The following is a 12,403-nucleotide window of genomic DNA, read 5'->3' as shown; positions in this document are numbered from 1 at the left end:
GCCCATTCTCTTTCAATTATTACCGTTTTCGTCAATGGTAATATTTTCGGATTGATCGAGATCCTCTTCCTGCCGCGCCCGCAAGGGCAGGTCATAGACAACGGTCGCGCCGAAACGGTGAGGCGCATGGGGATCGTGGCGCCGCTTGTCGAGCGCAAGGACGCGGGTACCGAGCGTGAAGGCCTCCCGGATATCGTGGGTCACCATCACGATCGTCAGCGAATATTCGCGCCACAATCTGCGGATCAGCACATGCATGTCCGCCCGAATGCCGGGATCCAGGGCACCGAACGGCTCGTCGAGCAGCAGGATGCGCGGCCGCTTCACCAGCGCCTGCGCGATCGCCAGACGTTGCTGCATGCCGCCGGACATCTGCGCGGGATAGAGATGAAGGCTGTGGCCGAGGCCGACCGCCTCGAGCATTGCGACCGCTTCCTCCTCCGCAGCGCGCCTGGCGCCGCCGAACAGGCGGCCGAGCAAGGGTGCCTTCTCGCATTCCATGCCCAGGATCGTGTTGCGCAGCGCGGTCAAATGCGGGAACACGGAATAGCGCTGGAACACCACGCCGCGATCCGGCCCGCATTCGGGCGTCAGCGGTTCACCGTCCAGGGCGATGGTACCACGCCGAGGCGCCTCCTGCCCCAGGATCAGGCGCAGGAAGCTGCTCTTCCCCGCACCGGACGGGCCGACGATGGACGCGAAGGAGCCTTGCTCGATATCGAGGTTGAGCTTCTCGATAATGATCCGGTCGCCATATTCGACCCAGACGTCGCGGAAGCGCAGGAGCGTGCTCAATGGCTTTCTCCATGGGCCCAGGGGAACAGCCGCCGGCTGAGGAAGACCAGCGTCACGTCCATGATGATCGCCAGCACCGCGATCCATGCGACATAGGGCAGGATCACGTCCATGGAGAGATAACGGCGCACGAGGAAGATGCGGTACCCCAGACCCACATCCGACGCGATCGCCTCGGCCGAGATCAGGAAGACCCATGCCGGGCCGAGCGCGAGGCGCATCGCGTGCAAAAGCCGCGGCATCGCCTGCGGCAGGGCGACACGAATGATCACCTGCCAGCTGCTCGCTCCCAGGGTCTGCGCCTTGATGATCTGCTCCCTCGGCAGCGCGGCGACATGGGCGGCGATATCGCGGATCATGACCGGCGCGATGCCAATGATGATGAGGGCGACCTTGGCGGTCTCACCCAGTCCCAATGCGATGAACAGGATCGGCAGCAACGCGATCGGGGGAATGACCGCAATGCCGGTGACGAGCGGGCCCAGCGTGGCGCGCACCGGCGGCAACGCTCCCAGCGCGAGGCCCACGATCAGGGCCATCAGGGTCGAGACGCCAAGGCCGATGCCGAGGCGCTGCAGGCTGGCCATCGTGTCGGCCCAGAACAGCAGCTGACCGGTGAGCTGGTCCGGCACGAACAGCAGCGCGGACATGCTCTGCGCCATCGCGCCGGGCAGCGGCAGGATCTTGTCCGCCGGATTCGCCGCATGGCGGCTCGCGGCCATGAGGATATAGACCAGCAGGATCAGCAGGATCGGCGCCGCCCCCAGCAGCAGCCGGTCCCCTCGCCCGACATGACGATTCACCCAACGCATTCTTCTTGATCCCACCTAGTGAAAATCCGCTGCCGACGGATGTTGCGGCGCCAGCCATGCGTCCATGCGCATGGTCTGGCCAACCCGCTCACAGCTTGCCGTCGGCTGCCAGCTTCATGAAGCTGTCGTCGAAACGCAACGTCACATGGTGCGCGTCGCCCAGCGTCTTGTTGCCGGGAAAGGCCATGCCCACCGCGTCCGCCGAAGCGGCGCCCTTGAACAGGCCTTTGGAGAAGCTGAAGTCCCGCACGCGGGTCATGGTCGTGATCAGGGCGGGGGCATCGGTCGCCGCCACGGCGGCCTTGGGGTCCGAATAGAGATAGGTGGTCGTGAGCTGCTTGTCGAAGGACTCCGGCGTCGCGCCTGCAAGCTTGGCCATCGCGGCGCGGGCTGCCTTGCCTTCGGCGTCCTGGCGAACCATCAGCGCGGTCGTTTCATACCAGATGCCCGCCAGCGCCTTGCCCAGATTGGGATTCGCCTTGAGCGTCGCGGTATCGACGCACAGCAGGTCCAGTATCTCGCCCGGAATATCGGCCGAACTGAAGACCTGCTTCGCACCCGGCTGTTCTTTCATGGCGTTGAGCTGCGGATTCCAGGCCACCGCAACCTTGACATCCGGGCTGGCGAAGGCGCCGACGATATCGGCGTCGCCCGTATTGACCGTCTTCACGTCCTTGAGCTGCAGCCCGACCGAGTTCAACCCGCGTGCCAGCAGATAATGGGAGACGGAAAGCTCGACGAGATTGACGGACTGGCCCTTGATCGCCTTGAGATCGCTGGCCCCCTTCATCAATATACCGTCATTGCCGTTGGAATAGTCTCCCACGATGATCGCGCTGGTATCCTTGCCGCCCGCAGCCGGAATGGTCAGCGCGTCCATGTTGGCGACAGTCACGCCATCCAGCTTGCCCGCAGTATATTGATTGACCGATTCAACATAGTCGTTGACCTGGACCACATTGATCTTGATGCCGTATTTGTCGGCCCATTTCTTCACGATGCCGGCCTGCTGGGCGTAGGGCCAGGGCATCCAGCCCGCATAGATCGACCATCCGATGTTGAACTCGCTATGCTTGGGCGCTTCGCCCGGCGTCTGCGAGCAGCCGGCGGTGAGCAGCATTCCGGCGATCAGCCCGGCTTTGGCAATGTTGCGGATCGAAACGATCATGACTCGGTCCCCTTTCGTGGTGCAACATTGCTGCGATTCGAGGGGTTGTCCATCGAAATTATTACGTCGTGATCATTTTGTAATACTTGTCGCTTTCCCTTCCCTCCATGCCATAGACGCCGACTTATACCCCCCGAGCACCCATAAGGCAGCGCTGCCAGCGCCCACGCCCGTCAGGCCGCCACGTCCTTCTTGGTTTGCAGGCCATGCCTTGCCGCAGAGCGATGCTGTGCGATCCCGTCCTGCTCGTGCAGCGGCGGCAGCAGCGCCGTCGTGGTCACGAGCTTGAGCTGGTGCACGCCGCGAATGGCGCGCAGTGCATCGCACAATTCCTTCAACCGCTCCGCCGGTCCCTGCACCAGCAGCACTTCCAGCGACTGATCGTCTTCCAGAAAAACATGCTGCGATGAGATGACTTCCTTCAGATAGTCCGTCTGGCTCTGGGCAAGCTGGTGGCGCACGCGGCCCTTGTCGCCGCGATAGACCAAGGTGATCGTACCCGCGAGCATCTCCTCCGGGCGCGTCAAAGCCTCATGTTCGGCCAGCGCGTGGCGGATCAGTTCGGCGATAAGCTGTGAGCGGGAAGGCAAACCGCGTTCCTCGACCATCGCATCAAGCTGGCGGAACAGGTCGGCGGGAAGGCTCATGCTAAGCCGGGCCAGACTGGCAGGATCGTTACTCACGCTGCGCCCCTCTCACTCATCATCATATCCTCGAAACCTATGTCGTCCTGCAAGCGGCAGGACGCCCCTCCTATACCAAAGCTGACCGATGATACACCCGCTGATCGACGGTGAACGATATCGTTACTGCAAAAAAATATTAACATTGCTGAGCTTCGTAATATCTCTATCCTGATTCGATGTCGGGCCGGTCTTTCCGGCTCCCCATCATTCCGGGGGTATTTCTTGGCACAGAATCCAGGTCGCAACACCGGCTTTTCCGGCAGTTCCCAGGCCGCCACCGGGCGCGCCTATCCCAACGGAAACCCGGCGCTGGGATATAATCCGCCGGGCGTGCGCAACACGGACAGCGCGATGCCGCTCCACCGCGGCAAACCGGTCGTCCATGATTATGCCTGCGATGGCCCGGCGCCGGGCAGCCTTTCCTTACGCTGGACCTATGGCTCCAATGTCGCGGCCAAGAATCGCGATCCGCGCGTGCAGGTGGTTCAGTATAATGAGGACAGCTTCGTCCTGCGCCAGAATGTCTGCGTGCATTGGGAAGCCCCCTTCACCTATCTGCTGTTCGGCAACAAAGGCGCCCTGCTGATCGATAGCGGCGCCACCGCGAACGCCCGCCATTATCCCTTGCGGGAGACGGTCGATGCCATCATCGCTCGCTGGGCGAAGGCCCGCGGGCGCCGCATCCCGCCCCTGACGATCGCACTCACGTCGGGGGAGGATATCGCGCAAAATCAGGGCCTGACGCAGTTCGCGGGCCGGCCGGATACCAGCATAGTGCCCAAGCCGCTGGCACTGATGCAGCGTTTCCATGGCCTTGCGAACTGGCCTTCGGGCACGGGCCGGATCGATCTTGGCGACCGGGTGATCTCCGTGATCCCGACACCGGGAGCCCATCGCGACGGCGTGACTTTCTACGATCCCTATTGCGACTTTCTGTTCACCGGCGACCTGCTGTTTCCCGGCAAGATCAATATCGGCAATGATGGCGATTTCATCGCATCGCTGGAACGGCTCAAGGCCTTTGCCGCCACCAATCCGGTCAAATGGCTGCTCGGCGGCCATATCGAGATGATGTTCGTGCCAGGCAAATATTATCCCCGTTTCGCGACCTACAAACCCTTCGAGCGGGTCTTGGAGATGACGCCGGACCTGATCGACGAGGCGCTGCAATATGCCCGCGAAGTGAAGGGCAAGGACATGATGCTGATCCGCCCGGACTTCGTCCTGTTCAACGGCGTCAGCCCTGACCAGCGCACGTCCGTCTGGCCCGAGGGCGTACCCAACATCAACCCGCCGCGTCCTTTCTGATCAAAGATTTTCGATATAGAGGAGACCTGTCGTGGATCGACGCTCTTTCCTGACGCTCAACGCCGCCATTGCCGCCGTGCCGCTGACGGGAGGCGCGCTGAACGCGCTCTCCCATGCGGCGTCGGCCGCAACCCTCCCGCCGCCCATCGACTTCAAGAGCAGCCTGCCCGCCCCCGGCAGCTTCCCGGAACGGTGGATTTGCGGTTCCTCCTCCTGCATGGACAATGACGATCCACCCGTGCAGGTCCATTGGTACAATCCGCACACGGCCATCCTGCGCCAGAACAAGGCCTATAGCTACGAGGCGCCGTTCGCCCCGCTTTATTTCGGCAATGAACGCGTCCTGCTCCTCGACGAGGGTTTCGTGCAGTTGCGCAACGACTGGGATCTGCGCGGCGTCGTCGACCAGTGCATCGAGGACTGGTGCCGCCGCAACGGCCGCGATCCTGCCAGCCTGGAACTGCTGGTCGCGTTCAGCCATCTGCATGCGGACCATTATGCCGCGACCAACCAGTTCGCCGACCGCTCCAATACCCGCTATATGGGTCTCACCCATGAGGAGATGGTCGGTTTCTGGGGCATGACCAATTTCCCGGAGGAGCGCGTGACGCTCGACCTGGGCGGGCGCGACATCCTGATCTGGGGTTCTCCGGGGCACGTCGTCTCGGAATTCGCCTATTATGACAGCTATACGCAGATCCTCTACACCGGCGACATGTTCTATCGCGGGCGCTGCTACATCAGCTTCTGGGAGGCGTGGTTCGACAGCATGAAGCGCCTGATCGACTTTTGCGACACCCATCCGGTGACGCATGTGATGGGATGCCATGTGGAAATCAGCAAGGATGGCGAGGACTATGCCTATGGCATGACCTACCAGCCCGATGAAGCGCCCGTGCAGATGACCGTGCAGCAACTGCGCGAGGCCTGGGCCTATGCGCAGAAGATCACCGCACCCGGCATCTATTTCACCGGCACGGTATTCCTGTGCAACCAGACGCGCGGGACGACCACCATCGACCGGAATCCCTATCGCTACTCCTGACACGACATCATGCGTCCGATGGCGAATCAGTGATGATCTTCGCCCGGAATCTTGGTCGCTCCGGGCAGCGGAATCGTGTTACGCCCTTGTTACGCAACGACCCTCTTGCGCGGTTTCATGCGCCTCACCGCCAAAAGCTTGCGCCCTGAATTAATACGCTTGACGAGAAACGTAATATCCATAGCATGGTTTCCATCGCCTGGCAGAGCGACGGGAAAAGGAGAGAGAATCTTTTAGCGACAGGCTGGTCAACTGGCCTGGATAGGGGGTTTTCGATGGAGAAACTGCCAGTCCGCAACACGCTTGTCCCGGAGGAGGGACCGGTTGCCGCAGACCGCAGCGACGTCGGCTGGAAGCAGACGCTGTTCAACCTGGTTCCGCCTGCCTTCGTCGCCATCATCATCGCCTTCTGGGCGTTCGCGCCGAAAGAGGTGACGGGCAATGACTGGACCATCGTCGTCACCTCGGCGCTCATCACGCTGATCGTGCTGGGACTGGAGTTCGTGCATGAGCGGCATGCCGGCTGGCGGATGAACTGGCGTGAATTCTTCACCGACCTGTTCTACGTGGTGCTGAGCGCCACCGTGATCTCCTGGGCAACGAGCATATTGGCCGATGAACCGCTCAAAGGGGTCAAGACATCGCTGGGCATCACCACCCCATGGGCGATGCACCTGCCCTGGCTGGCACAGGTGGCGGCGGTGGTCTTCATCATCGAGTTCGGCCAATATTGGATGCATCGCCTGATGCACAACTGGACGCCCTTCTGGCTGACCCATGCCCCGCATCATCACATCACGCAGCTCAATGCCGCAAAGGGCGCGGTGGGCAATCCGATCGAACTGTTCCTCATCAGCCTGAGCGCGGTGGCGCTGTTCGACTTCTCGCCGACGGCGATCTTCTGCGCCTTCAACGTGCTGAACGTGGTATCGACCTTCGCCCATGCCAATGTGCGTTCGGACCCGCCGAAATTCTACTCGCTGTTCTTCACCACCATCCGCCACCATAGCCTGCACCATTCGGCGGATTATGAGAGCACGCGCTGCAACTACGCCAATTCGCTGATCCTCATCGATCGCGTCCTGGGTACATACCGCGAAGGCGAAGGCGTGATCGTCGGCCAGGACGATCTGAGGCGCCTGTCCATCCGGGAACAGTTCATGTTCCCGTTCCAGCCGTTGATCGACCGGATCAGAACGAAGCGCAGTCAAGCCATGGCTGGGGCCAGTTGATCCACCAGCAAAGTACCGGTTTCAGGGAGTGAACGCCTCGACGGAGGTTTGAGACCGTCGGGAGCAGCATGTGCGTCGACACAACATCCGCCAAGCGATGGTCGGCCCATGAATCAAAGGTCCGCAAATCAAAATCCGCCAGACCAGGCAGGAACAGGGCCGAGACGAGCCACGTCAATCGAAAATGGGGAAAGACATGACATATCGCGCGAAATTGAGGGCCGGGCTGCTGTCCGCAACCATCTTCACCAGCACGGCGCTTGCCCTGCCGGCCATGGCGCAGGATGCAGCCGTGGCCGATGACGGCAATGCCATCATCGTCACCGGCACGCGCCGCGCGACCACGATCATGGACACGCCGATCAACATCTCGGCCATCAGCGCGGATGAGATTGCGCGCCAGCGGATCGACGATGTGCGCGACCTGGCAGACTTCACGCCCGGCCTGACGATCTCGGACACCGGCCCGGGTTCGACCGGATCGATCGTGCTGCGCGGCCTGAACGCCTCGGATGTGGACTCCGGCGGCGTCAACTATGACGATTCGCTCGGCATCTATCTGGGCGAGGTTCCGCTCTATTACGACTTCAAGCTGCTCGACATCGAGCGCGTCGAAACGCTGCTCGGCCCGCAGGGCACGCTCTATGGCCTGGGAACGCTTGCCGGTGCGATCCGCTATATTCCGAACCGGCCGAACGTGGACGAATTCGAAGGCGAAATGCATGGCCGTGGCTATGCCAAGAGCCATTCGGACAATTTCGGCTATCAGGTCGACGGGATGATCAACATTCCGCTGATAAGGGACCATGTCGCCTTCCGTTCGGCGACCGGCTATTATTACGATCCGGGCTTCATCGACTATCCGCTGCTGATCAAGACACCAGGCGTCTCGCTCCCTCAGCCCAGCGGGCCCGACAGCGTGTCTCTGGCGGACTATGGCGCGAACTTGCGTCGGCGCAAGGATCTCAACTTCGAGAAGACCTTCACGACCCGCAACCAGTTGCTCGTCCAGACCAGCGAAGACTTGAAGGTCATCTTCACCTACGCCTTCCAACGGACCAAGACGGAGGGTGCGCAGTCGAACAGCGCTGGCGTTCTGGGAACCGGCAAATATGAAAATGCGAGCCGTTACGAGGAGCCGGTCAACCGCCGCGCGCACCTGGCCAGCATGGAAATCAACGCGAACATCGCGGACATTGCAGACCTCGTCTCGACCACGGCCTATACCAATGTCCGAGTAAAATCACGGTCAGACAATACCGACCTGCTGCTCGATCTCGACTATGATTATGAATTGTTCCCCGCCTTCTCGAGCTGGAACGAGCTTGACGGCCGCCGCAAGCAATTGAACCAGGAAATCCGGCTCGTCTCGCGCCATGGGGGCCCGTTCAGCTGGGTGCTCGGCGGCTTCTACAACCGGCAGAAATATCATAGTGACTATGCCGAACACACGCCCGGCCTGTCGGACTTCTATGGCATCACCGGCAACCCCGACGATCTGGAATATGTGAGCTACACCAAGTCGAAGATCACCGAGAAGGCGATCTTCGGCGAAGGCACTTTCAAGGTGACGCCGCAATGGCAGGTGACCGCCGGTGCGCGCTACTTCAAATATACGTCCGACATTCAGGGCGCGCTGGTGTTGCCGCTGCTGGGCGATCCGCTCAGTCCCTATGATGTCAAAGCTGCCGGCGGCAAGGCGAAGCAGGACGGCTGGGTGTGGAAATTCAACACCTCCTACAATTTCACGCCGGACCTGATGGCCTACGCCACCTACAGCAAGGGCTATCGCATCGGCGGCCCCAACCGGGTCGCTCCCTGCCCGGATCCGGTGCCGGTCGATCAGCAGAACGCCTGCGCCCTGCCGAACGAAATCCAGTACGGACCCGACAAGACGAGGAATGCGGAAATCGGCGTGCGCATGCAGCTGTTCGACCGCAAGCTGTCGTTCAATTTCGACGTTTTCCACATCAAATGGGAGGGGATTCAGGTGGATTCCGCCACCTATTACGGCGTCACCGGGATCACCGTGAACGGCGGCGCGGCCAAATCGCAGGGCTTCGAGACATCCTTCCAGTTCAAGCCGGTGCCGCAACTGGCCATTCAGGGCAGCTATTCCTATACCGACGCCAAGCTGACCGAGGACGTGCCCCGCATCATCACCATCCGCACCACGCCTAACAATTACGACACGCGTCCGAAATTCACCCAGTTGGACGCGCTTGCGGGCGATCGTTTGCCGGGCTCCGCAAAGAATTCGGGAAGCCTGGGCGCGACCTACACCATCCCGATGGCGGACGGCAGCTTCAGCGCCAACTGGACTGCGACCTATCGCGGCAACGTGATCTCGCGGGTCGGCTGGGATCGCGGCTATGGCGACAAGATCCCGAGCTATGTCCTCCATCGGGCCGCATTGTCCTACGAAACGGACAAATACTCGGTCAGCCTGTTCGCGAACAATATCTTCGACAAATATGCGGTGGTGTCCGTTGGTCAGGATCGCTCGCGGATCGGCGTCAACGATGGCGTGGCGGTACGCTATTATCGCCAGACCGTGCTCACGCCGCGCACCGTCGGCGTGGAGGCGCGGATCAAATATTGACGGAAGTGACGCGGCGCCCCGTTGGCGCCGCGTCCTTCGGAAAAGCGCCGCTGCTCCTCCCGGAGCAGCGGCGCTTTTCCATCGTAAGCCGTGCAATTCTTCCGCGTTCCGTGCCCGGATGCTTCGGGGTCTAAACTAATCCACCGCTATTCCCTGCCCCGCCAGCCAAAGGCGGGCCGGTTCCAGTGCGGCGCTGTAGGCACGCCATCGCCCCAGCGCATCCCCGTTCATCGGCCGCCGGACCTGCGCCGCACTGGGAGTCGCCACTGCCGCGTGATTTTGGTGGAATGACAGGCAGGCATCGTCCCATTCCAGCCCGCAATACGCCAACAGGCTGCGGGTCTGCGCCTCCTGGTCGGTGACCAGCGCCTCGTAGGAAAGCTGCAACAGCCGGCCAGGCCATAGCTGGTCCCAAAGGGCCATCAGCCGATCGAACCGGGCGAAATAGCGCGCCGTGTCCATGAGATCATAGGAATAGGCATAATAAGCCGACTGGCTGGCAAAGAGATTCTTGTAGTTGCTCCACACCGTATCCATCGGATGACGCCGCAGGCAGACCACCCGCGCTTCCGGCAAGGCGCGCATGATATGACCGATGTAGAGGAAGTTGGCGGGCAGCTTGTCGGTGAACCGCGCTTTGCCGTGCGCCCGGTGGACGCTCGCGCGCGCCAGATAGGCATCTCCGAGCGCGGCCGGATCGATGCGCCCGCTGGCTGCGACGGTTTCCGGATCGATCACCCGGCGCGATGCCGCTCCGGCAAGATAGGGGGCAGCCAGTTGCTTGACCGCGAGCGGCATCGCCTGCAACTCGCCAGCCGCCTCGACGGCGGGATGCGATGACAGGATGCGATCGACCAGCGTGGTGCCCGTCCGGGGCATGCCGACGACAAAGATCGGCGCTTCGCCGCTTTGCCCTTCACCGGCCGCCAGACCGGACCCGTCGCCCGCGAACAGCGCCTCGATCGCATCGAAGATCCCCGCATCCTGCGCGAAATCATAACCGACGGCGCTCCTCTGCGCCTCGTTGGCGCTGGACAGGTGGTGAAGCGACATCCCGGTTTCGCCAAGGTCTTCCAGTTCCTTGGCCAGGGCATAGCGGATGCGCAGCGCATCCTCCGGCCGCGCCGCCGATGCCAGCGCCGCCTCCAGCCGGGGGACATGGTGGGCCTGTGCGGTCTGGCGCGACAATATCGCCAGCGCATAATGGACGCGCCCATTGCCCGGATCGCGCGCCAGAATGGCCTCATAATGCGCGCGCGCCTGCTTGACGTCCCCGGTGAAGCCGCAGGCGGCCGCCAGATTATATCGATATTCGAGGTTTTCGGGTTCCCCCTCCACCGCCGCGGCAAAGGGTGCCAGCGACCCCTCATGATCGCCCAGCCGCGCCAGGACGCATCCGATGGTATCGAAAGTGAGCGGATCCGCCGGTGACGCCGCCATGGCCCTGCGTGCGGCGGCCCTTGCTTCCCCATCGCGCCGGACGAGGACCAGAAGCTTGGCAAGCTGGGCCAGATGCTCGGCCTGTTCTCCACGGTCGACCGCGATCTCGACCAGGGGAATGGCCCTGGTGACATGTCCCGCCTCGACCGCTGCCATGGCGAGGAGGAAATAGCCTTCGGGCTGATGGGGACTGACTTCGGTCAACCTTTTCGCCGCCGCTGCCGCGGCCGGCAGGTCGCCGCGCGCCAGCGCCGCACGCGCGTCCCGCTCAAGCATCAATGGCCGCTCGGCCCGAAAAAGCATCGCTCCGCAAATCCGTCACCTTGCCCTGCCGAAGATCATGTGCGCCATTCGAGCCGTCCAACGGGTTCGAACGCCCATAGGAATGGAGACCATATACGGCATCGCGAGTCCAGCCTCCCTTCACGGCTGACCCAACGATCGCAGCAGCCGGTCGTCAGTCACGGTCATGGTGAAAATGGGGTCGGCGTCGGGCGGCACCTCCGCAATGGCATCGACGAAGGCAGCGCGGGTCTCGGGTTCGTCATAGACCATCTTCTGGTCGAAAGCGGCGCGCCAGGTCGCTTCGTCCGGCCATTCGGCATAGCCGACGAAGCGGCCGTCGGCATCGCGGTGCAGCCGCGACCCATAGCTGCCATATCTTTCCCGAATGAGGTCGGTTCCCCGCGCCCAAGCCTTGCGGAACTGCTCTTCCTTGCCGGGGTGAACCCGCCACCAATAGACTGCCACGAACATCGATTCTCTCCCTTGTTCAGGAGAATGATGCGCGGCGGCGGAAGTTGCGACAAAATACCGACTCCCCTTCGCGCCCGCGGGTATAACGCCAACCGGTGGGGGCATAAATATCTGATGAACATGAATTTCAACCGGTGTTCATGCCCATGTACCTAGAAAGATCATGCCCATTCGGAGCACAGCATCGGAGGCATGACATGATTGCAGGCAAGAAGATTTTGGTTGCAGCTTTGGCTGGCGCGGCATCGCTGATGGCCGGTACGGCCCATGCACAATATTGGGCCTATGACTCGCATATGGCCGACCGAGCCTATCGGAGCGCCGACATCCGCGAACATGAAGCCCGGCGGGATCAGCATGCCGCCAATGTCGCGGCCCATCATGGCGATTATGCCGCCGCCGAGGCCTATGCCCACGCCGCCGACGTCCAGAGAGCCCGTGCCTATCGCGATGCGCGCTTCGCCGCCCACGAGAACAGGGAAGCCCGTTGGGACTACCGGCATGCGGGCTGGGGTTATTGGGGACATTGAACCGGCGGCTCAATGTCTGTGCAGTTCAT

General features: G+C 62.0%; 11 protein-coding genes. 5 read left to right on the top strand and 6 right to left on the bottom strand.

The genetic code is table 11. From position 1 onward, the window contains the following. Window positions 1–12 precede the first annotated feature (12 nt). From MJ601_RS07325 to MJ601_RS07310, 4 genes are all read right to left on the bottom strand, one after another. A complete protein-coding gene (locus MJ601_RS07325) occupies window positions 13–795 on the bottom strand; it encodes an ATP-binding cassette domain-containing protein (RefSeq protein WP_242124867.1) in 783 nt (260 codons plus the stop codon). Then, the gene (locus MJ601_RS07320; RefSeq protein ID WP_242124865.1) at window positions 792–1,607 is read right to left on the bottom strand and encodes an ABC transporter permease; all 816 of its coding nucleotides are present in this window, start codon (window positions 1,605–1,607) and stop codon (window positions 792–794) included. Before MJ601_RS07320 ends, MJ601_RS07325 begins: the two co-directional genes overlap by 4 nt. Window positions 1,608–1,695: 88 nt before the next feature. Next, window positions 1,696–2,775, bottom strand: a complete 1,080-nt coding sequence (locus tag MJ601_RS07315) for a putative urea ABC transporter substrate-binding protein (protein ID WP_242124863.1) — start codon at window positions 2,773–2,775, stop codon at window positions 1,696–1,698. 173 nt (window positions 2,776–2,948) lie between these two features. Continuing rightward, complete coding sequence (locus MJ601_RS07310) at window positions 2,949–3,422, bottom strand: CopG family ribbon-helix-helix protein (RefSeq protein ID WP_245405705.1); 474 nt, start codon at window positions 3,420–3,422, stop codon at window positions 2,949–2,951. A 261-nt stretch (window positions 3,423–3,683) separates the two neighbouring features. Between MJ601_RS07310 and MJ601_RS07305 the strand changes: the two genes are divergently transcribed. The 4 genes from MJ601_RS07305 to MJ601_RS07290 all read left to right on the top strand — a co-directional run bounded on the left by MJ601_RS07305 (window position 3,684) and on the right by MJ601_RS07290 (window position 9,648). Continuing rightward, complete coding sequence (locus MJ601_RS07305; RefSeq protein ID WP_242124859.1) at window positions 3,684–4,769, top strand: MBL fold metallo-hydrolase; 1,086 nt, start codon at window positions 3,684–3,686, stop codon at window positions 4,767–4,769. 31 nt (window positions 4,770–4,800) lie between these two features. Beyond that, window positions 4,801–5,814: an MBL fold metallo-hydrolase gene (locus tag MJ601_RS07300; RefSeq protein ID WP_242124858.1), complete on the top strand. Its 1,014-nt coding sequence runs from the start codon at window positions 4,801–4,803 to the stop codon at window positions 5,812–5,814. Between the two features lie 275 nt (window positions 5,815–6,089). After that, window positions 6,090–7,046 (top strand): sterol desaturase family protein, encoded by a 957-nt coding sequence (locus MJ601_RS07295; RefSeq protein WP_242124856.1) that lies wholly within the window; start codon window positions 6,090–6,092, stop codon window positions 7,044–7,046. Between the two features lie 196 nt (window positions 7,047–7,242). Next, window positions 7,243–9,648 (top strand): TonB-dependent receptor, encoded by a 2,406-nt coding sequence (locus tag MJ601_RS07290; RefSeq protein WP_242124855.1) that lies wholly within the window; start codon window positions 7,243–7,245, stop codon window positions 9,646–9,648. Window positions 9,649–9,783: 135 nt separating this feature from the next. On the opposite strand, the gene MJ601_RS07285 is transcribed toward MJ601_RS07290, so the two are convergent. Continuing rightward, window positions 9,784–11,364 carry a tetratricopeptide repeat-containing sulfotransferase family protein gene (locus MJ601_RS07285; RefSeq protein ID WP_242124853.1) on the bottom strand — a complete coding sequence of 527 codons (1,581 nt, stop codon included), beginning with the start codon at window positions 11,362–11,364 and terminating at the stop codon, window positions 9,784–9,786. Between the two features lie 147 nt (window positions 11,365–11,511). Beyond that, a complete protein-coding gene (locus MJ601_RS07280) occupies window positions 11,512–11,844 on the bottom strand; it encodes an antibiotic biosynthesis monooxygenase family protein (protein WP_242124851.1) in 333 nt (110 codons plus the stop codon). 197 nt (window positions 11,845–12,041) lie between these two features. On the opposite strand from MJ601_RS07280, the gene MJ601_RS07275 reads away from it, so the two are divergent. Next, window positions 12,042–12,374, top strand: a complete 333-nt coding sequence (locus MJ601_RS07275; RefSeq protein WP_242124848.1) for a hypothetical protein — start codon at window positions 12,042–12,044, stop codon at window positions 12,372–12,374. Window positions 12,375–12,403 lie beyond the last annotated feature (29 nt).

The organism is Sphingobium trunci (assembly GCF_022664535.1).
Lineage (GTDB): Bacteria > Pseudomonadota > Alphaproteobacteria > Sphingomonadales > Sphingomonadaceae > Sphingobium.
The sequence above is the reverse complement of the archived record's forward strand: the minus strand, read 5'-3'. Positions and strand labels throughout refer to the sequence as shown.

Excerpts from the sequence above, each read along its gene's own strand:
- MJ601_RS07315 (WP_242124863.1), bottom strand. The coding sequence starts at position 2,775 with ATGATCGTTTCGATCCGCAACATTGCCAAAGCCGGGCTGATCGCCGGA.
- MJ601_RS07285 (WP_242124853.1), bottom strand. The coding sequence starts at position 11,364 with ATGCTTGAGCGGGACGCGCGTGCGGCGCTGGCGCGCGGCGACCTGCCG.
- MJ601_RS07310 (WP_245405705.1), bottom strand. The coding sequence starts at position 3,422 with ATGAGCCTTCCCGCCGACCTGTTCCGCCAGCTTGATGCGATGGTCGAG.
- MJ601_RS07320 (WP_242124865.1), bottom strand. The coding sequence starts at position 1,607 with ATGCGTTGGGTGAATCGTCATGTCGGGCGAGGGGACCGGCTGCTGCTG.
- MJ601_RS07290 (WP_242124855.1), top strand. The coding sequence starts at position 7,243 with ATGACATATCGCGCGAAATTGAGGGCCGGGCTGCTGTCCGCAACCATC.
- MJ601_RS07280 (WP_242124851.1), bottom strand. The coding sequence starts at position 11,844 with ATGTTCGTGGCAGTCTATTGGTGGCGGGTTCACCCCGGCAAGGAAGAG.
- MJ601_RS07295 (WP_242124856.1), top strand. The coding sequence starts at position 6,090 with ATGGAGAAACTGCCAGTCCGCAACACGCTTGTCCCGGAGGAGGGACCG.
- MJ601_RS07275 (WP_242124848.1), top strand. The coding sequence starts at position 12,042 with ATGATTGCAGGCAAGAAGATTTTGGTTGCAGCTTTGGCTGGCGCGGCA.